The following is a 19,142-nucleotide window of genomic DNA, read 5'->3' as shown; positions in this document are numbered from 1 at the left end:
CCAGCCCGCGCGCTACCATGGCTGCATTCCCGCCGGCTTTCCTTCGTCCATGCAGCACCTTCCCTCTTGCCCCTCCTGCCGCCAGCCCATGGAGGCGCACCAGTTCGCCACCAACCAGGGTGGCGTGCAGACGCTCGACCTGTGCTTTGCCTGCCAGGGCATCTGGTTCGACCGCCACGAGAACCTCAAGCTCGCGCCGGCGGCCGTGGTGGAGCTGTTCAAGCTGCTGCACGAGCACCGCTCGGACGAGCGGCGCCCCTTGCAGAACAGCCTGGCCTGCCCGCGCTGTGTGCGCCCGCTGGCACACGGCTTCGACCTGGTGCGCAGTGGCCGCTACGTACTCTACCGCTGCGCCAGCCAGCATGGCCGCTTCAGCACCTTCTCGTCCTTCATGGTGGAGAAGGGCTTCGTGCGCCACATGACCAAGCCCGAGGTGGCAGACCTCGCCAAGCGCGTGGGTGCCATCTACTGCACGGGCTGCGGCTCGCCGGTGGACATCCGCAAAGACCACGCCTGCCCCTACTGCCGCGCCGCGTTCTCGCTCATCGACCCCGAGGCCGTGCAACGCGCGCTGGAGGGCTATGCCCAGGCCGGTCAGCGCGCCGCCCAACTGCACCCGCCCCAGCGCACCGATCTGGCGGACGCACTGGTGTCGCTGGAGCGCGACCGCACGCGCGCCGAGCGCGAGCGGCAGAAAGAGCGCTTCACCAGCGCCAATGCGTCCGACGCTGGCGTCACCGGCGATCTGCTCGTCGCCGGGGTGGCCCTCGTCTGGGGCATGCTGAGCTCTTAGTCCCAGGGCCGCAGCCCAGTCCGTTGCGGTGCGGCAGCGAAAGCGCCCATGCGCCCGGTGAGCTGCCCCACGATGGCCGCCTGCAGCGGCGGCAGGCGCCGAGCCAGCTGCAGCACGCCCTGGCGCAGCAGGCGCGGCACGGGCCGGGCATCGGTGTACAGCCGCACGATGGCATTCGTGCCCTGGTATATCGGCCAGGCATGGCGGTGGTGGGCGCTGGCATAGCGGGCCAGCGCGGCCCCGTGGCCCGGGTCGTGGCCCAGGTGGCGGCCTGCGACCAGAGCGCCGACCAGACGCTCCACGCCCGCAAGCCCCAGGTTGAAGCCATGTGCCGTCACCGGGTGCATGCCCACGGCCGCATCGCCGAGCAGCGCGCAGCGCGGCCCGGCAAAGCGCCGGGCATACACGCCGACCAGCGGGTAGGCATGGCGCTGGCCCTCCAGTGCCATCGGTCCCAGCCGTTGGTTGAACTGGGCCTGCACCTGCACGGCAAAGGCCTCGGGCGACAAGGCCATCAGGGCAGCGGCATCGGCGGCCCCGGCCGTGACCACCACCGAGCACACGGGCTGGCCATCCGGGCCGTCGGGCAGGGGCAGGATCGCCAGCGTGCGCTCGTAGCCAAAGCATTCGTGGGCCGTGCCGCCATGGGGCAGGGCATGGCGCATGCGGCAGACGATGACCGTGCGGCCGAAGTCGGTGATGTCCGCGCCGATGCCCAGCTGGCGGCGCGTGGCCGAAAAGCGGCTGTCGGCCGCCACCAGCAGGGGTGCGCGCAGCTGCAGCGTTTGCGAGGCGCCCGTGCCCTCGGCCGGGGCCAGCGTGCAGTGGAGTTCGGCATGGTCGACATTGGTGGCGACCCGGTGCACCTGCGCGCCGCTGAGGATGTGCACGCCCGCCGTGCGCGCCGCCACTGCATGGGCCGTGCGCCGCAGCGCGTGGTTGGAGACGATGGCACCCAGGGCCTGCGCGCCGCCGGTGTGCAGCTGCAGGGGGCCGTGGCGGCCGAGCGGGCCATCGTGCACCTGCGCCTCGCGGATCTCCCCACGCTCATGCGCCTGCAGGCCGGCCCAGGTGCCCAGGCGCTGCAAGGTGGCCACGCTGGGGTGGGTGAGTGCGATCTCGCGGCCATCGGGCGCCGGGTTGGCCAGCGCTGCCTCTGGCTGCTGCTCCACTACCGTGGTGCTGAAGCCGGCCTGCGCCAGGGCAATGGCGAGCGAAAGCCCGGCGGGGCCGCCGCCCACGATGAGAACGTCACTTCGGGAAGTCATGGCACTAGGACGCATCCGCTGTGGATGCGTGCCCATTGTGCTGCCCCCGTGCCAGAAGGGGCTTTGCCCTGGGTCAAGCCTTGCGGGATTTGCCGGATGCCTTGGCCGGCTTTTTCTTCTTGCCAGCACCCGATTTGCTGCCGCCGCGCAGGTGCAGCACCCAGGTCACCGCCAGCCACAGGCAGGACAGCGGCACGGAATACGCGGCCACGGCAGCCAGGGACAGCGGCGGCGCCGTGATGGAGCGCGGGTTGGCGATGGTCTGCAGCAGCTGGCGCGTTCCGTCGCCCAGCACTGGAGTGCCCTGCACACCGCCCGTACGCGACATGCGTGCCGCCATGAAGAGCATGAACTCCATGAGCAGCGCGCCGATCAGGAAGCAGGCCACCAGGCCCAGCAGTTGCGCAAAGGCCCGTCGGTCGCCCTTGGCCAGGAAGAAGAGGGCGGACAGCACGACCAGGGCGAGCAACACCCAGACCAGGATGGGCCAGGCAGACATGAGCAGGGGCATCGGGAATTCGGGTCGGCAGGAACAGGCTACCGATCATAGGCCTGCAGGCCGGGTCCTATCGGTTTTTCATGGTGCGTCGTATAACCCGCAACGCACGGTACTGGCGTGGCCAAGGCCAGTGCCCCCGCGCAAGGGCCGCCCCGCCGCGGAGGCGGCGTATCCAGCGCTTGCGCTGGGGGCGTCCCCTTTCAGGGGGAAGGCGCGAAGCGACTCAGGGGGTCTTCCGTATGAAATCCGCCACGGCGCGCAGCACGGCCTCGTCCTGCAACAGCTTGCGGTGGCCCAGCCCGTCGGTGGCCAGCAGCTGCGCGCCCGCGATGTGGTCGCGGTAGGCCTCGCCATCGGCAAAGCGGTTGATGCGGTCGCCCCGGTCGTGCACGACAAGCGTGGGCAGGGCGATGCGTGGCCCCACGGCCTGGGGTTCGAACTGGGGCATGAGGATGCCTTCGCGCGCCTCGATGTGCCGCTCCATGGCGGCGCGCGTGGTCTCGGTCAGGCCGAACACCTGCGCGAACAGCCGGGTGTACTCGCGCGGCGATGCCGGCGGTGCCAGCAGCACCAGGCGGGCGGCGGGCAGGCCCCGGCTCGCCGCATGGGCCGCTGCGTTCGCCGCCAGCGAGTGCGCCACGACGGCAGCCAGCGTGTCGCCCCGGGCCTGTAGGCGCGCCGTGGCGTACTCGATGGCGCGGGCAAACTGCGGCAAGTTGCTCACCCGCCCCCGGCTGCCGCCGTGGGCGGGCAGGTCCACCAGCACGGGGCGCATGCCGCGCGCAGCCAGGGCCTCGGCCAGGGCCAGCATGTGCCGCGCGTGCCCGCCCCAGCCGTGGGACAGCAACACCACCGGGCCATCGGCGGACAGGTTGCTGCGGGTGTAGAGCGTGATCTCCGCATCCTCGAAAGGCCAGCGCTCTGCTTGCCAGCCTGCGGCGGGCGGGGCCCGGTGGCCGCTCTTGCGCAAGGGCAGGGGCGTGCCGAAGAGGCGGTAGGCGCTGCGCACGGCAAGCCGGGGCCACAGGCGCTGCGCCGTGCCCAGTGCCAGGCGCACCAGGCGCATGCCGGCATGCGCGCCGTAGAAGTTCGAGGTGGCCTGCAGGGCAGTGGATTGGCTCATGGTGGGGCTCCGGGACAAGTGGAAGGGGTGGGCGGCCGGCGGCGGGTCAGTAGAAGACCCAGTCGCGGTTGCTGCGCGGAAGGCCGTCAAGTGCCCTGCGCAGCGCATGGAGGGCGCCCGCGATGACGGCGATTGCCGCAATGCCACAAAGGATCAGCATGGGAATTTTCTTTCTTCGCACGGTTGTGCGAAATTTGGACGAACAAATAGCAAAGGTTTCCACGGCATGCACCGGGGTGTCAGGCGGTCTGGTAACTCTTGACGAGGCGCGCCCAGGACGCCTCGGTGCGGTGCGGTGCCTGGGGATCGCGCAGGAAGCGGACGTCGTGCAACAGGCCCATCAGCATGGAGTAGATCTCCGCGACCAGTTGGTCGGCCGGGGTGCCGGCAGGCAGGTGCCCGGCCTCGATGGCCTGCAGCACGGTGCGGCGCAGCGCGGCGCGCCAGCGCGTGATTTCGGTGTGCAGCAGGTCCCGGAGCTCGCCGCTGCGGTCGTCGAGTTCGAAGGCGCCGGCGATGTAGATGCAGCCCGTGAAGGCCTCCACATCGCGCGTGCGGGCGATCCAGCGGCGCACGATCTCGTTCAGGCGGGGCAGGCCCTTGGGCTGCTGCATGGCGGGCACGAACACCTGGGCCAGGAAGCTGCGGCCGTACTCTTCGATCACGGCCTTCTGCAGCGCCTCGCGCGAACCAGCACGTGAGAAGACGCCGCTCTTGGACAGGCCCACCCGGTCGGCCACGGCCTGCAGGGTGATGGATTCGAGCCCGTCGGCCGCAGCCACATCCAGCGCGGCGCCAATGATGGCGGCGCGCGTGAGCTCGGCTTTCTGAGTCTTGGCGTCCATGGTTGAAATTTAGCACAACTGTGCTAAAAAACAAAACAGCCTGTTCCTGCATGGCCCTTCCGGCAGCGAGAGTTTTTCCTACGGCGACTGGCGGCCATGGGCAGTAGAGTGGGCCCTTTGTAACCGCCAAAGGACCAACCATGCGCGTGGACATCTATCGTCGGGCCGAAGCCGAGGGCCGTTTTACCCACCTTGCCGTGCCGGAAGGAAGGCGCATCCCGGAGGAAGCGACCAACACCGACTGGGACACGGAGGTGAAAGGCCAGGACCTGGACGAAGAAGCCGAGCGCTGGGAGCACTACGGCATCGTCAAGCCCGGCGCCCAATTCAAGGAAAAAGGCTACGCCATCACGGGCCTGCACGAGCCGGAAGGCGACTGATATCGGCTCTTGCGCAGCTGGTTGCCCGTGCAGGTTTGACAGGACTGCCGCAGCAGCGCACGGCCCTTCTGGGGCGTGACCGGGAGCGGGTGTCAATCCGGAGACGATGCGCCGTGGCACGCAGGGGCCAGCGCTGGTACGCTGCGTCGCCATGGAGACAAAAATCACCCCCCCTTTCATTCCGCAGATCCGCCTGTACCAGGACTGGCTGCGCGACCAGCGCGGCCTGGCCTTCGACAGCTACGACGCGCTGTGGCGCTGGTCCACCACCGAGCTCGATGCCTTCTGGCACAGCGTCTGGGACTACTTCGAGATCGAATCGCCCGCCCCGCCCACCGTGGCGTTGGCACGCAACACCATGCCGGGGGCCGAATGGTTCCCAGGCGTGCGGCTCAACTACGCACGCCAGGCGCTGCGCCATGTGCAGGCGGCCCATGCCGCCGGCCTGCCGGCCATCGTCAGCCGCAACGAGAAAGGCCAGCACCGCGAGCTGGCCTGGCCCGAGCTGCGCCGCCAGGTGGCCGCGCTGGCGCTACACCTCAAGGCCCAGGGCGTGCAGCCGGGCGACCGCATTGCCGCCTACCTGCCCAACATCCCCGAGGCCATGGTGGCCCTGCTGGCCACGGTGAGCATCGGTGCCGTCTGGAGCATCTGTGCGCCCGACATGGGCACCAACGCCGTGCTCGACCGCTTCCGCCAGATCGAGCCCAAGGTGCTGATCGGCGTGGACGGCATCACCTATGGCGCCCGCGACCACGACCGCACCGGCGTGCTCACCGAGCTGCGCGCGGCCCTGCCCAGCGTGCAGCACGCCGTCCTGGTGCCCAACCTCGACGCCGGTGCCACGCTGCCCGGCTGGTCCGACTGGGCGGCTGATGTGGCCGCCAGCGGCGCGGCGGTCGATGCCTTCGAGCCCGAATGGATGCCGTTCGACCACCCGCTGTGGATCGTCTACTCCAGCGGCACCACCGGCCTGCCCAAGCCCATCGTGCACGGTCACGGCGGCATGGTGCTGGTGGCGCTGCAGCTCAAGGTGCTGCACAACGACATCGGCTGCAGCTACGAGGCCAACAGCTTCGGCGAGCGCTACCACTGGTACAGCTCCACCGGCTGGGTGATGTGGAACGCCCAGGCCAGCGGCCTGCTCTCAGGCACCACCTGCGTCATCTACGACGGCAATCCCGGCGGCAGCAAGGACCAACCCGACTGGGGCACGCTGTGGCGCTTTGCGGCCGAGACGGGGGTGACCTTCTTCGGCGCGGGCGCGGCCTTCTTCGCCAACTGCATGAAGTCGGGGCTCGCGCTGGCCGACTGCGGCGACCTCTCGCGCGTGCGCGCCTTGGGCACCACAGGGTCGCCGCTCTCGCCCGAAGTGCAGGCCTGGGGCACGGCGCAGTTCGAGCGCATTGGCACGCCAGAGATCTGGTGGAACAACATCTCGGGGGGCACGGACTTCTGCGGGGCCTTCATCGGCGGCCACCGCGAGATGCCCCAGGTGCCCGGCGAAATGCAGTGCCGCATGCTGGGCGCTGCCGTGGAATCGTGGAATGCCCAGGGCGAGCCGGTGAAGGACGAGGTCGGCGAGCTGGTCTGCGTGCAGCCCATCCCTTCCATGCCGCTGTACCTGCTGAACGATCCGAAAGGCGAACGCTACCTCTCAAGCTACTTCGACATGTACCCGCCCGGCCATGGCCGCCGGCCCGGCGGCGGCGACACGGGGCCCGAGGCCGGCGCCGTCTGGCGCCATGGCGACTGGCTCAGGATCGATGGCCGCACGGGCGGCTGCATCATCTACGGTCGATCCGACGCCACCATCAACCGCCACGGCCTGCGCATGGGCACGAGCGAGATCTACAGCGCGGTGGAGGCCCTGCCCGAGGTGCTCGACAGCATGGTGGTCGACCTCGAATACCTGGGCCGCGAAAGCTACATGCCGCTGTTCGTGGTGCTGCGCGAGGGCGTGGCGCTCGACGAGGCCATGCGCCAGCGCCTGAACAACGCCGTGCGCACCGCACTGAGCCCACGCTTCGTGCCCGACGACATCTTCCAAGTGCCCGAGATTCCGCGCACCCTGAGCGGCAAGAAGCAGGAGCTGCCCATCAAGAAACTCCTGCTGGGCCAGCCCATCGAGAAGGTCGTCAACAAGGACGCCATGGCCAACCCGGGTTGCCTGGACTGGTATGTGGAGTTTGCCAACCAGCGAGCCGCGGGCGCGACCTAGGGGTAGGGGAAGCCAGCCTCTGAGGAGGCACGGCGCAGGCCAGTGCCCCCGTGCAAGGGCCGCCCCGCCGCACCGGGGGCGGCCCCCGGCCCGTATTGCGCAGCAATGCGGGAGAGGGGGCTGAGTGCCGCGGCTCCAAGCCTGCCTGCGCAGGCTTGGACGGCAACGAAGAGCGGCCGCCTCTGGCGGACGCACCGTGACGCGAAGCGGCTCAGAGGGTCAGTCGAGCTTTGCGCCCGACTGCTTGATCAAACGCTCCCACACCGGCCGCTCCTTCATGTACGCGGCCTTGAACTCGGCTGGCGAGCTGGCCTTGGCCTCGAAGCCCATGCCCGCGATGCGCTGTGCCACGTCGGGCAGCTGCACGGCCTTGCGCACCTCGGCTGCCAGGCGCTCCAGGATCGCCGGTGGCGTGTTCGCCGGCGCGGCAAAGGCCAGCCAGCCGGCCACGCGGTAGGCCTCGTCGGTCATGCTCTGCTCGGCCAGCGTGGGCACGTTGGGCAGGATGCCCATGCGCCGCTCGCCCGTCACGCCCAGCGCCTTGAGCTTGCCGGCGTCGATGTGCGCCTTGGCCACCAGGGCGCTGGCGTAGGCCATCTGGATCTGGCCGCCGATCAGGTCCTGCACCATGGGCGCCTCGCCCCGGTAGGCCACGTGGCTCATGTCGGCGTTCTGGGTCAGGCTCATGTAGGCGCCGGCCAGATGCGGGTAGGCGCCCGTGCCGTAGGAGCCATAGGCCACCTTGCCCTTGTTGGCGGCGGCGTACTTGAGCAGTTCGGGGCCGGTGCTGACCGGTACGCTGGGGTGGGTGACCAGCACCAGCGGGGCGATGGCGATCTGGTAGATCAGCGCCAGGTCGCGCTGCGGGTCATAAGGCAGCTTTTCGTAGAGGAACTGGTTGGTGAGCAGCGAATTGCTCAGGCCCAGCACGATGGTGTAGCCATCGGGCGCGGCCTTGGCGACAGCATCGGTGCCGATGATGCCGGCCGCGCCCGGCTTGTTGTCGATGACCAGGGGCTGGCCCAGGCCGACTGCCATCTTCTCGGCGAGCACACGGGCCAGCACGTCGGTGGCGCCGCCCGGGGCAAAGGGCACGATCACCTTGATGGGTTTGGTGGGGTAGGCCGGCTGCTGGGCCAGCGCGGCCGTGCCAGCGAGGGTGCCGAGGGCCAGGGCGGCTGCGCCGAGCCAGGTGCGCCGCTGGAGGGTGGTAGGGGAAATGGGCATGGTGTCTTGTCTCCTGGAATCGTTATGGGTGGTCGCTCGGTGAAAAAATCTCAGGCCCTGGGTGGTGACAGCGCCACCTGCACCTTGACGGGCAGGGGCTCCAGCACCTGGCGCAGGCGTTCGCACAGTGCCTGTGCATTCAGGCCTGCCGTGGCGGCATCGACGGTGACACGCACGGCGCTCTCGCCCTCGGCCTGTACGGCGGGGCGCCCGGTCACGGCAAGCTCGGTGCACACGCCGTCGACCAGCGCCTGCACGGTCTGGCAGGCGGCCTGCAGGCGCAGGGCGGGCTTGTAGATCTTGCCCACGTTGGTCACGGGCATGGTGTCCAGCACAGTGATGCGGCGCGGCCGGGCCACGGCCTCGTCCACGCCTGCACTGGCGAAGTCGAGCAGCTCGGCCTCGCTGGCCTGCTGGCCCGGCACCAGCGTGGCGAACACCACGGGCAGCTCGCCCGCATAGGCATCGGGCGCACCCACGGCAGCGCACAGTTGCACGGCGGGGTGGGCGCCCAGGGCGTCTTCGATCACCTTCGGGTCGATGTTGTGGCCGCTGCGGATGATGAGGTCCTTGGAGCGCCCGCTCAGGTGCAGCCGGCCATCGGCATCAACGAACCCCAGGTCGCCCGTGGCCAGCCAGCCATCGGCGGTGAAGGCCCTGGCCGTGTCGGCCGCATCGAGAAACCCCGAGAACAGGTTGGGCGAGTGAAACAGCACCATGCCAGGCTGGCCGGGCGGCATCTCTTGGTCCGAGGCATTGCCGTGCGCGTCGAGCGCCACGATGCGCAGCCGCACGTACGGCAGGCGCCAGCCCACGCAGCCCGCAGGCGCGGTCACGCCCGGCGGCGTGATGGTGGAGATGCCCGCCATCTCCGTCATGCCCAGGCTCTCGTGCACATGCAGGCCAAACAGGCGCGTAAAGCGCGCCGCAAGCTCGGGCGCCAGCACCGCCGCACCGGTGCGGCAGTAGCGCAGGGCCGAAATGTCGGCGCCGTCCAGTGGCACATTGGCCAGCGCGGCCAGCACCGTGGGCACGGCCGACAGGTAGGTGCAGCGGTAGCGCTCGGCCAGGCGCCAGTAGTTGGCGATGACCTGCCGGTTGCGGAACAGCCCGGTGGTGGGGATGATGGTCTCCACCCCGGCCGACAGTGCCGCCAGCGCGCCGGGCAGCACACCGGCCACGTGGAACAGCGGGTAGCCGTTGATGCCCGCGTCCTCGGGCCGGATGCCCTGCATCTGCACGCACGCCCAGGCCGTGAACACCTGCGCGCCATGGCTGTGCCGCGCGAGTTTGGGCGCGCCCGTGGTGCCGCCGGTGTGGAAGTAGGCCGCAATGTCGCCGGCCACGATGCGCCGCCCGCTCACCAGCCGGTCATCGGGCTGGGCGCTGCGGCTGGCAAAGTCGATCACGCCCTCGGGCAGGGGGCCGGCCGCGCCTGGGGCCTCGCCGTGCGGCGCCACGCGCAGCACGGTACGCAGCGTGGGCACCTGGCCGAGCAGGCCCATGGCCTTGGTCCAGAAGCCCGAGTCACCGTCCTCGCCATAGGCGATCAGCACCTTGGCGCGGGCCAGGGTCATCATGGACGCCAGCTTTTCGGGCGTGAGCAGCGGGTTGAGCGGCTGCACGATGCCGGCCGCCTCGCCGCCCCACAGGGCCAGGTGGTATTCCAGGCAGCCGGGCAGCAACACGGCCACGGCGTCGCCGGGCGCAACGCCCAGGTCGTGGAGGAGGTTGGCCGTCTGGTGGATGCCCGCCAGCAACTGCGCGTACGACCAGCGCACGGGTTCGTCCGCCGGGTCGGCCGTGGGCAGAAAGCTCAGCGCCGTCTTGTCGCCAAAGGCATGGGCCGAGTTGCAGAAGATCTCGTAGGTGCTTTGCACCGGCAGCGCCTGGGCCAGCGGCAGCACCTCCAGGCGCTCCACGTCCTGCAGGCTGCGCACGGGGAACGCCGGGGCGAAGGGGGCCGACAAGGGCGGGCGCTTGTGCGGGGTCCCGATGGCAGTCGTCATGCGCAGGCCCCCCAGCCCGCAGCGACAAGGGTGGGGCAGGGCGACTGTGCGCTCCCGGCAGTGTGCATGGTGTTGTCTCCTGGCAAATCGGGTCCATCCTGAAAAACAGGTGGAGAGGCCATTGTTGGTGCGCGCCGATTTTTTGACAATCCTCTAAATGCATGGACACTCTGTTCAAAAAAATTTGACAGTCAGAAGGGATGGGCTGCGCCCCTTGCGAGGGTGCGCTGGCAGGTGGGCGCGGCGGTGCACACTGCGTCCTCGCCCGCGCGGGTCATGTGCCTACAGGAAACGGCGCGCGCAGCCGCCCATAATGTGGCGTCACCACTTCCCCTGGCGCGACCGGAGCGCTCCCGACATGACCACTCCCCAACCCCATCCCAAGCGCTTTTCGATGATCCGCGAGTTCCACCTGGCCGACTGGTTCACGCTGGGCAACGCGGTGTGCGGCGTCGGTGCGCTGTTCTCGGCCATGACCTACCTGGCGACCGGGGATGTACTGCACGTCTACTTTGCCGCCGCCCTGGTGCTGGCGGCACTGATCTTCGACGTGCTGGACGGCCGCATCGCGCGCTGGCGCCAGAAGAGTTCGGCCATGGGGCGCGAACTCGACTCACTGGCCGACGTGATCTCGTTCGGCGTGGCGCCCGCCATCATGGCCTATGGCTGCGGCATGCAGGGCCTGTACGACCGCGTGGTGCTGGCCTACTTCGTGGCCTGCGGCGTCTCGCGCCTGGCGCGCTACAACGTCACGGCCGAAACGCTCTCGGGCGACGACGGCAAGGTCCGGTACTTCGAGGGCACGCCCATCCCCACCTCCATCGTGCTGGTGGCCCTGCTGGCCCTGGCCGGCTACATGGGCGCGCTGGGCGAGAACCTGTGGTTCGGCAAGGTACTGGTTGGCGGCTTCACGCTGCATCCGCTGGTGCTGCTGTTTGCAGTTTCCGGCTCCTTGATGATCAGTCGCATCCATATTCCCAAATTCTGAACAACCCCCTGAGTCGCTTCGCGCCTTCACCCCTTCTCTCGAATGGCTGCGCCATTCGGGAAGGGGGACGCAGCCAGCGCGGCGGGGCGGCCCTTGCGCGGCTGCCCTGGCTTGGGCAGCGCCATTGCCGATGCTGCGCCCCGTAAGGTCGCCCGGGATCGCCGCACAAGACTTTCAGGGTACTGCCGGCTTGCGATTGACCAGCACAATCCCCACCGCCACCAGCGCCAGGGCGACCACCAGCCCCGTGGTCACCGGCTCGCCCAGCCACCAGGCGCCGAACAGCAGCGCGAAGACCGGCGTCAGGAACACGAACACCGAGATGCGGGTGGCCGGGTAGTGGGCCAGCATCCACATCCAGGCCAGGTAGCTCACGAAGGCGCCTACCAGGGCCTGCACCAGCAGCGAGCCCCAGGCAAAGGCGCTGAAGTGCCAGGTCCAGGTCTCGCCCAGCGCCAGGGACAGCAGGGGCAGCACGGCGGCGCTCACGCCCACCTGGTAAAAGAGCTGCTTGGCCGGGGCCACGCGCGCCAGCGGCGTGGTGCGGATGACCACCGTGGTCAGCGCCCACATCAGGCCGGCGGCCACGCCCAGCAGGTCGCCTAGCCAGGCCTGGGGCATGGCGGCATTCGCCGATCCGACCATGCCGTCGCCCAGGGCCAGCCCCACGCCCACGAAGGCCGCGGCCAGGCCCAGCCACTGCCAGCCGCGCAGCCGCTCGCCGGGAATGAAGTGCGGCAACAGCAGCGCCACCCAGAACGGTGCGCCGTACAGGAACACCGTGAGCCGCGAGGCGCTGGTGTACTGCAGGCCCACATAGATGCAGGCGAACTCGCCCGCGAACAGGGCCCCGGCCAGCAGCCCGGCGCGCAGGGCGCCTGCGGGTTCACTGCGGCTGGACAGGGGCACGCCGCGCCACAGGCACCATGCGGCCACGGCCAGGGCGGCCAGCACGAAGCGCACGAAGGCCTGGAACACCGGGGCCACCTCGGCCACCGTGGCCTTGACCAGCACCTGCTGGAAGCCCCAGAACATGCAGCAGGCGAGCAACAGGCCGACGGCCAGGGAGTCGAGGTGGGTTTTGCGGGCAATGGACATCGGTCGATTATGGAAGGGGTGCGCCAGCACTGCAGGCCGCTGCCTGGCGCGGGCCTGATACGCTCCGAGACAGGGCATTTGCGGGCCCACGGTACACTTTGCGGCTTCTTTACCTGTTTTTGCGCGCTTCTTCTACCAACCTCCCATTTCATGGCCTTTTCCACGGCGGCCCAGGCCCGCACCCGCTTCGACCTCAAGAGCGCATCGCTGTCCGTCGTGGCCGTGCTGCTCAAGACCACCGATGCCACGCAGTTCGCTGCCGATCTGGTCGAGCGCGTGGCCGACGCCCCGGGCTTTTTCGACAACGATCCGGTGCTGATCGACCTGGCCCTGGTGCGCGAGTCCGAGGAAACCATCGATTTCGCCGCCATCGTCGCCGTGCTGCGCGAACACCGCACCCTGCCCGTGGCCGTGCGCGGTGGCAGCGCCGCCCAGATGGACGCCGCGCGCGCCGTGGGCCTGGCGGCCGTGCCCGATGCGCCCCCGGCCCGTGCCGAGGCGGCCGCAGCCCCCGAACCGGAGCCCGAGGCGCCGGTCCAGGTGCAGGAAGTCATCCGCGAGGTGGTGCACGAGATCGAGGTGGTACGCGAAGTGCCGGTGGCCGGCCCCGGCACCATGGTCATCGACAAGCCGCTGCGCTCGGGCCAGCAGGTCTATGCGCGCGGCGCCGACCTGGTGGTGCTGGCCATGGTCAGCTTTGGCGCCGAGGTGATTGCCGATGGCAACATCCACGTCTACGCCCCGCTGCGCGGGCGCGCCATCGCTGGCGCGCGCGGCAACACCGAAGCACGCATCTTTTCCACCTGCATGGAGCCGCAGCTGGTCTCCATCGCAGGCATCTACCGCACGACGGAGACCGCACTGCCCGACGACGTCGCGGGCAGGCCGGCCCAGGTGCGCCTGGAAGGCGAAAAGCTCTTCATCGAGCCGCTGCGCAATCCCGTTCGTATCAACCCCAGAGAGATTCAATAAACCCATGGCCAAAATCGTCGTCGTGACCTCCGGCAAGGGTGGTGTGGGCAAGACCACCACCAGCGCCAGCTTTGCCTCCGGCCTCGCCATGCGCGGGCACAAGACTGCCGTGATCGACTTTGACGTCGGCCTGCGCAACCTGGACCTGATCATGGGCTGCGAGCGCCGCGTGGTGTACGACCTCATCAACGTGATCCAGGGCGAGGCCAACCTGAACCAGGCCCTCATCAAGGACAAGCAGTGCGATAACCTGTTCGTGCTGGCCGCCAGCCAGACGCGCGACAAGGACGCTCTCAAGCAGGACGGCGTGGAAAAGATCCTCAAGGACCTCGCCGAAATGGGCTTCGAGTACATCGTCTGCGATTCGCCTGCCGGCATCGAAAGCGGCGCCCTCATGGCCATGCACTTCGCCGACGAGGCCTTGCTGGTCACCAACCCCGAAGTCTCTTCGGTGCGCGACTCCGACCGCATCCTGGGCATGCTGGGCAGCAAGACCAAACGCGCCATCGAGGGCGGCGAGCCGATCAAGGAGCATCTGCTCATTACGCGCTACAACCCGAGCCGCGTCGAAGACGGGCAGATGCTCTCGCTCGAAGACATCCAGGACATCCTGCGCATCAAGCTCATCGGCGTGATCCCCGAATCCGAGGTGGTGCTGCAGTCGTCCAACCAGGGCACGCCCGCCATCCATTCGCAGGGCAGCGACGTCTCGGAAGCCTACAAGGACGTGATCGATCGTTTCCTCGGCCAGACCGACAAGCCCCTGCGCTTCATCGACGCGGAGAAGCCCGGCTTCTTCAAACGCCTGTTCGGGAGCAAGTAAGCCATGGCATCCTTCCTTTCCTTTCTTCTTGGTGAAAAGAAGAAGACGGCCAGCGTTGCCAAGGAGCGTCTGCAGATCATCCTGGCGCACGAACGCAACGGCCGCAACGCCTCCGAGCCCGACTACCTGCCCGCGCTGCAGCGCGAACTGGTGGCCGTGATCTCCAAGTACGTGAAGATCAACCCCGAAGACCTCAAGGTGCACCTGGAACGCCAGGACAACCTGGAAGTGCTCGAGGTCAAGATCGAGCTGCCCGACACCGTGCGCTGAGGTCTCGCGCCGCTGTCGTGCGGCGAGCATTCTTGAGGAGGAGATCGGCGCATGCTGTCCCATGTCCATATCGGCGTGAACGATTTCGGGCGCGCCCTGGCCTTCTATGGCCCGGTGCTGGAGCGCCTGGGCCTGGTGCAGCGCTTTTGCGAGCCCGGGGTGCCCTGGGCCGGGTGGCAGATGCCCGGCGTTGCGCGCCCGCTGTTCCTCATCGGCCGCCCGTTCGACGGCCAGGCCGCCAGCCCCGGCAACGGCGCCATGAACGCGCTGCTGGCCATCGACCGCACCACCGTGGACGAAGTCCATGCCCTGGCCTTGCGCCATGGCGGCAGCTGCGAAGGCCCGCCCGGTCTGCGCCCCCAATACCACGCGAATTACTACGGGGCGTATTTCCGCGATCCCGATGGCAACAAGCTGTGCGTGTGCTGCCACGGTGCGGCCTGAACAGCCTTCTGGCCGATTTATTGCTTAATATTAGGGTAATCCCTAATGTGAGGCAGTCCCGTGGACGAATCCTGGAAATCCAGCTGGCAGCGCGCACGCAACCATGAAGGTGTCACGCGCGGGGCGCGGGCCTTCTGCGCGCTGGCCGCCGTGCTGGCCTGGGGCTGGTGGGCCGGCTGGCAGGCCGAGCTGATGCCGGTGCTGCTGGGCGTGATCGCCAGCGCCCTGACAGAAACCGACGACAGCTGGCGTGGCCGCCTGCGCGCGCAGCTGCTGGCGCTGGGCTGCTTTGGCCTGATGGCCCTGGCGGTGTGGGCCACGGTGGCCTGGCCCTGGGCGCTGATGGGGGTGCTGGCGCTGTCGGCCCTGGCCTTCACCCTGCTGGGCGCACTCGGCGAACGCTACCGTGCCATTGCCTTCGGCTCGCTGGTGCTGTTCATCTATGCGGCCCTGGCCGCCCACACCAGCCGTGCCGGGGCCGCGCAGGCGACGCCGCTGATGCTGGCGGGCGCCGCCTGGTATGGCCTGGTGTCGGTGGCCTGGGCCTGGGCCATGCCGCGCGCGCCGGTGCGCTTTCGCCTGGCCCGGCTGTATGCGGTGCTGGGGGAGTACCTGCGCCTGAAGGCCCTGCTGCTGGAGCCCGTGCGCGACGTGGACCTGGAGCGCCGGCGCATGGCGCTGGCCCTGCACAACGGGCGCGTGGTGGACGCCCTCAATGCCGCCAAGGAAAGCCTCATGAGCCGCATGGGTCGGGGCCAGCCACCCGCCTGGCTGCAGACCGCCATGCACCAGTACCTGGCCGCGCAGGACGTGCACGAGCGCGTGAGCTCCTCGCACGAGCACTACGACCTGCTGGCCACGGCGTTCTTCCACAGCGACGTGCTGTACCGCTGCCAGCGCGTGCTCACGCTGCTGGGTGAGCAATCGCTCAAGCTGTCGCTGGCCATCCAGCAGCAATCGCTCCCGCAGCACGGGGGCATGACCTCCCGCGCCATCGAGGACCTGCAGGCCGCCATCGCGCACCAGGATGGCATTGCCGCTGACCTCGTTGGCACGCAGGGGGCGGCCTCCATGGCCCGGCCCCTGCGCTCACTGCATGCCCTGGGCCACAACCTGGCGGCCATGGCCGCGGTGTTCGCGACCGCCCTGGGCGGCGCCGCCGCCGAGGGCGGCGTCGACCACGTCCTGTTCGACCGCGAGCCGCGCAGCCTGGGCGATGCCTGGGGCCGGGTGCGCGCCCAGCTGCATGCGCAGTCGCCCTGGCTGCGGCACAGCGTGCGCCTGGCCCTGTCGCTGCTGGCGGGCTTTGCCCTCATGCAGGCCACCAGCGACCCGCACGGCTACTGGATCCTGCTGACCATCGTCTTCGTGAGCCAGCCGCAGTACGCGGCCACGCAGACGCGGCTCCTGCAGCGCGCCAAGGGCACAGCCATCGGCCTGGCCATGGGCTGGGCGGCGATCCAGCTGTTTCCGGGGGCGCTGGTGCAGGCCGCGCTGCTGGTGTTCGCCGGTGCGGTGTTCTTCGGCGCGCGGCACACCCGCTACGTGCTGGCCACGGCTGCGGTCACCACCTTGCTGCTGCTCGGTTTTCACCAGATGGGCATGGCCCAGGGCGTGATCCTGGCGCGCCTGCTGGACACCGCCGCCGGCTGCCTGATCGCGGCCGCTGCCTCCTGGCTGGTGCTGCCGCACTGGCAGTCGCGCCAGTGGCCGCGGCTGGCGGCCCAGGTGCTGCAGACCCAGGCCCTGTACCTGCGCGCCATCCTGGCGCAGTACCACAGCGGCAAGCGCGACCACCTGGAATACCGCCTGGCGCGGCGCAATGCGCACAATGCCGATGCCGCGCTGTCCAACTCCTACACCGCCATGCTCAAGGAGCCGCGCAGCGTGCGCGGCAACGTGGAGGTGGTGGCAAACTTCCTGCGCCTGTCGCACACCCAGCTCAATTACCTCTCGGCCCTGGGTGCGCAGCGCGGGGGGGCCGGGGCGGATATGGACGCGGCAGACGAGGAGATGGCCAGCGCCCTGCTGCTGTCGCTGCAGCAACTGGCTGAAAAGCTGGAGCAGGCCCAGCAGGCCAGTGGTGCGCGAACCGGCAAAGCGCCTGCAGCGCCGGCCGTGGCACAGGTGCTGCAGGAGTTCGGCCCCACCGGCAGCGCGCCGCCCCACGCTCCGGCCCGCAGCCTCATGGCCGCTCAGCTGGCGCTGGTGGGCAAGGTCTTCCCGCAATTGCAGGAGCAGGCGCGGCAACTGGTGGAGCCGCCGCACGGCCGGGCCGTGTAGCGTGCAAGCGCCTTGCAGCGTCAGCGCGAATGCTTTGCGAACTTGGCCGCGAAGGCCTGCGCAATGCCCAGCGAGCGCCGGCCGGGCACCAGTGTGGCGCGCTGGCCGGCGGCGATGCTGCCGGGTTCGTCCACCGCCAGGTAGTAGCCGCAGCAGCCCGCCAGCGCCATCGCGCGGCTGGCCTGGGCAAAGCCCATCACCGCGTTGAACTTGAAGCAGGGCTCGCGCGGTGCGGTCACGCGCAGCACGCAATCGGGGAAGTGCAGGGTGTCGCCCACGAAGATCTCGTGCTCCAGCGGCCCGTCCACGGTCAGGTTCTCGCCCGCGAAGCCCGCAGGCAACACTTCATCGAACAGGCTCACACCATGCTCGCGGCGCTGCGCCTGCCAGAACGCGTAGTGTGCGGCGGGGTAGGCATACACGGCCTTGTCCAGGCCGCCATGCACGCTCGGGTCGGCCTGCTCGTCGCCCTCAAGGCCCAGGCGGTGCACGGCCACGGGGCCCTCGACCGGGTGCTTGCCGATGGCGGTGAGCACGCTGCGCTCTCCCACCTTCAGGCGCCGGGCACTGCCCGTGTTGATGCTGCGCACCTGCATTCGGCGCTCACCAGCCCCACAGTAGGCGGCCGGCCACCCAACCCCTGGGGCCGCCGTCCTGCTGGACCTTGACCCACTCGCTGCGCCGCTCCAGGGTGCGCAGCACCTCGCCGTTCTCCGCCGTCCCCAGCACCCGGCTGCGCGTGCTCGGGGCACTGCGGATGTTGGCACGGGGGCTCTTGACGATGTGGTGGGGCGTCTTGCCCACCAGAGGGCGGTGGACCCAGCCGGTGTCTCTTTCGAAATCGCGCACCTTCAGCCAGTTGCCGCTGCGCCCGATGACTTCCAGTGGAAAGCCCCGTCCCAGCGTGAACAACGCTGGATGCCGGGTCCCGGCACCAGCGCGCAGGTTGATCTCGGGCTTGGCCACGCTGACCATGTTGCGCGGTGGAGCCGCCTGGGCGGATGTGGCCAGGACCAGGCCGATGAGACAGGAGGCGAGAAGGCGACGGGGCAGTGACATGGGGCTCCAGTGCAGGCAGGGCGGGCCCGGCAGCGCCCTCAGGCATGGGTTGGTGCCTGGTGCGGCCGGAAGCGATCCGGCCATTCTTCCAGCTTCGCCGTGCATGTCAAAACCCCGGCGCATGCCGCAGCGGGATGCGTGGGCTTGTGGCACACCAGCGGTCTACAGCGGATGCTCGGTGTAAAAGCGCCCGCCGTGGTACAGCAGCGGGGGCACACCGGCACGGTGGCTGCAGCGCTCGACCTCGCCCACGAAGATCAGGTGGTCGCCCTCTTCATAGCGGCTGCGGTTGAAGCACTCGAAGCTGGCGGCCGCGCCATCGAGCACCGGGGCGCCGTTGATGCCGGCATGGTGTTCCACGCCCGCCCAGCGGTCGATGCCGCGTGTGGCAAAGCGCTCGGCCAGCGACTTCTGGTCTGCGGCCAGCACGTTGATCGCGTAGTGCGCGCCGTTGGCAAAGGTGGGCATGGTGCTGGCGCCGCGCGACAGGCTCCACAGCACCAGCGGCGGGTCCAGCGAGACAGAGTTGAACGAGCTGGCCGTGAGCCCTACCAGCGTGCCGTCCTCGTTGCGCGCCGTGACGATGGTGACGCCGGTGGCAAACATGCCCAGCGCATCGCGGAACTCGCGGGCGGAGAAGCTCGGGGGCCGGGCAAGGGCAGGGCGGGGCAGGGGGCGGTTCACAAAGGGCAGGCGCAGGGGCCGAAAAAGGGCAGGGGGCCATTATGGGCTGCATGCCACGGCCCTGTTGCGGCCGGGGGCGCTGCAGGTGTCGCGCATGCGGGGCCTGGGGCGTGGATGTCCTGACCGCCGTCCGGGGTTAAAAACACCTCGGCTATC

19 protein-coding genes are annotated in these 19,142 nt (G+C 69.3%); 9 read left to right on the top strand and 10 right to left on the bottom strand.

Going from position 1 to position 19,142, the window contains the following annotated elements; translation table 11 throughout:
* The first annotated feature begins 49 nt into the window (after window positions 1-49).
* Window positions 50-793 (top strand): zf-TFIIB domain-containing protein, encoded by a 744-nt coding sequence (locus ACSQ9E_RS28270; RefSeq protein ID WP_428002884.1) that lies wholly within the window; start codon window positions 50-52, stop codon window positions 791-793.
* On the opposite strand, the gene ubiM is transcribed toward ACSQ9E_RS28270, so the two are convergent.
* The 4 genes from ubiM to ACSQ9E_RS28250 all read right to left on the bottom strand — a co-directional run bounded on the left by ubiM (window position 790) and on the right by ACSQ9E_RS28250 (window position 4,528).
* Window positions 790-2,061, bottom strand: a complete 1,272-nt coding sequence (gene ubiM / locus ACSQ9E_RS28265) for a 5-demethoxyubiquinol-8 5-hydroxylase UbiM (protein ID WP_436219762.1) — start codon at window positions 2,059-2,061, stop codon at window positions 790-792. The two genes, ACSQ9E_RS28270 and ubiM, sit on opposite strands and share 4 nt — an antisense overlap.
* Before the next feature lie 73 nt (window positions 2,062-2,134).
* The gene (locus ACSQ9E_RS28260) at window positions 2,135-2,560 is read right to left on the bottom strand and encodes a hypothetical protein (RefSeq protein WP_436219761.1); all 426 of its coding nucleotides are present in this window, start codon (window positions 2,558-2,560) and stop codon (window positions 2,135-2,137) included.
* A gap of 223 nt (window positions 2,561-2,783) precedes the next feature.
* The gene (locus ACSQ9E_RS28255; RefSeq protein ID WP_057266778.1) at window positions 2,784-3,683 is read right to left on the bottom strand and encodes an alpha/beta fold hydrolase; all 900 of its coding nucleotides are present in this window, start codon (window positions 3,681-3,683) and stop codon (window positions 2,784-2,786) included.
* A 239-nt stretch (window positions 3,684-3,922) separates the two neighbouring features.
* On the bottom strand, window positions 3,923-4,528 hold the full coding sequence (locus tag ACSQ9E_RS28250) for a TetR/AcrR family transcriptional regulator (RefSeq protein ID WP_057200324.1): 606 nt from the start codon (window positions 4,526-4,528) through the stop codon (window positions 3,923-3,925).
* 140 nt (window positions 4,529-4,668) lie between these two features.
* Between ACSQ9E_RS28250 and ACSQ9E_RS28245 the strand changes: the two genes are divergently transcribed.
* Together ACSQ9E_RS28245 and ACSQ9E_RS28240 are read left to right on the top strand one after the other, a co-directional pair.
* On the top strand, window positions 4,669-4,908 hold the full coding sequence (locus tag ACSQ9E_RS28245; protein ID WP_057200323.1) for a DUF6139 family protein: 240 nt from the start codon (window positions 4,669-4,671) through the stop codon (window positions 4,906-4,908).
* A 151-nt stretch (window positions 4,909-5,059) separates the two neighbouring features.
* The gene (locus tag ACSQ9E_RS28240) at window positions 5,060-7,129 is read left to right on the top strand and encodes an acetoacetate--CoA ligase (RefSeq protein WP_436219760.1); all 2,070 of its coding nucleotides are present in this window, start codon (window positions 5,060-5,062) and stop codon (window positions 7,127-7,129) included.
* A 219-nt stretch (window positions 7,130-7,348) separates the two neighbouring features.
* Here the strand turns inward: ACSQ9E_RS28240 and ACSQ9E_RS28235 are convergent, their stop codons facing one another.
* Window positions 7,349-8,356: a Bug family tripartite tricarboxylate transporter substrate binding protein gene (locus ACSQ9E_RS28235; protein ID WP_436219759.1), complete on the bottom strand. Its 1,008-nt coding sequence runs from the start codon at window positions 8,354-8,356 to the stop codon at window positions 7,349-7,351.
* A gap of 50 nt (window positions 8,357-8,406) precedes the next feature.
* Entirely contained in the window at window positions 8,407-10,278 is a 1,872-nt protein-coding gene (locus tag ACSQ9E_RS28230; protein ID WP_436220274.1) for an AMP-binding protein, read from the bottom strand.
* 445 nt (window positions 10,279-10,723) lie between these two features.
* Between ACSQ9E_RS28230 and pssA the strand changes: the two genes are divergently transcribed.
* Window positions 10,724-11,353 carry a CDP-diacylglycerol--serine O-phosphatidyltransferase gene (gene pssA / locus ACSQ9E_RS28225; RefSeq protein ID WP_436219758.1) on the top strand — a complete coding sequence of 210 codons (630 nt, stop codon included), beginning with the start codon at window positions 10,724-10,726 and terminating at the stop codon, window positions 11,351-11,353.
* Between the two features lie 174 nt (window positions 11,354-11,527).
* Here the strand turns inward: pssA and ACSQ9E_RS28220 are convergent, their stop codons facing one another.
* Window positions 11,528-12,451, bottom strand: a complete 924-nt coding sequence (locus tag ACSQ9E_RS28220) for a DMT family transporter (RefSeq protein WP_436219757.1) — start codon at window positions 12,449-12,451, stop codon at window positions 11,528-11,530.
* A gap of 150 nt (window positions 12,452-12,601) precedes the next feature.
* Here ACSQ9E_RS28220 and minC point away from each other — a divergent pair, with 150 nt between their 5' ends.
* From minC to yccS, 5 genes are read left to right on the top strand one after another with little or no spacing between them, the layout of a single operon-like run.
* Complete coding sequence (gene minC / locus ACSQ9E_RS28215; RefSeq protein ID WP_057200318.1) at window positions 12,602-13,423, top strand: septum site-determining protein MinC; 822 nt, start codon at window positions 12,602-12,604, stop codon at window positions 13,421-13,423.
* 4 nt (window positions 13,424-13,427) lie between these two features.
* Window positions 13,428-14,246, top strand: coding sequence for a septum site-determining protein MinD (gene minD / locus ACSQ9E_RS28210; RefSeq protein ID WP_057200317.1), 819 nt, complete (start codon window positions 13,428-13,430; stop codon window positions 14,244-14,246).
* Between the two features lie 3 nt (window positions 14,247-14,249).
* Window positions 14,250-14,516: a cell division topological specificity factor MinE gene (gene minE / locus ACSQ9E_RS28205; RefSeq protein WP_056163087.1), complete on the top strand. Its 267-nt coding sequence runs from the start codon at window positions 14,250-14,252 to the stop codon at window positions 14,514-14,516.
* A 51-nt stretch (window positions 14,517-14,567) separates the two neighbouring features.
* Window positions 14,568-14,960, top strand: coding sequence for a VOC family protein (locus ACSQ9E_RS28200; protein WP_057200316.1), 393 nt, complete (start codon window positions 14,568-14,570; stop codon window positions 14,958-14,960).
* 60 nt (window positions 14,961-15,020) lie between these two features.
* Entirely contained in the window at window positions 15,021-17,243 is a 2,223-nt protein-coding gene (gene yccS, locus ACSQ9E_RS28195; RefSeq protein WP_436219756.1) for a YccS family putative transporter, read from the top strand.
* Between the two features lie 20 nt (window positions 17,244-17,263).
* Here yccS and ACSQ9E_RS28190 read toward each other — a convergent pair whose 3' ends face one another.
* The 3 genes from ACSQ9E_RS28190 to ACSQ9E_RS28180 form a co-directional block, all read right to left on the bottom strand.
* On the bottom strand, window positions 17,264-17,839 hold the full coding sequence (locus tag ACSQ9E_RS28190) for an MOSC domain-containing protein (protein ID WP_057266771.1): 576 nt from the start codon (window positions 17,837-17,839) through the stop codon (window positions 17,264-17,266).
* A 7-nt stretch (window positions 17,840-17,846) separates the two neighbouring features.
* Window positions 17,847-18,302, bottom strand: coding sequence for an SH3 domain-containing protein (locus ACSQ9E_RS28185; protein WP_057200313.1), 456 nt, complete (start codon window positions 18,300-18,302; stop codon window positions 17,847-17,849).
* A 162-nt stretch (window positions 18,303-18,464) separates the two neighbouring features.
* The gene (locus ACSQ9E_RS28180) at window positions 18,465-18,986 is read right to left on the bottom strand and encodes a flavin reductase family protein (RefSeq protein ID WP_057200312.1); all 522 of its coding nucleotides are present in this window, start codon (window positions 18,984-18,986) and stop codon (window positions 18,465-18,467) included.
* Window positions 18,987-19,142: the final 156 nt, after the last annotated feature.

Source organism: Acidovorax sp. LjRoot118, from assembly GCF_964253575.1.
Classification (GTDB): Bacteria; Pseudomonadota; Gammaproteobacteria; order Burkholderiales; family Burkholderiaceae_C; genus Acidovorax.
The sequence above is the reverse complement of the archived record's forward strand: the minus strand, read 5'-3'. Positions and strand labels throughout refer to the sequence as shown.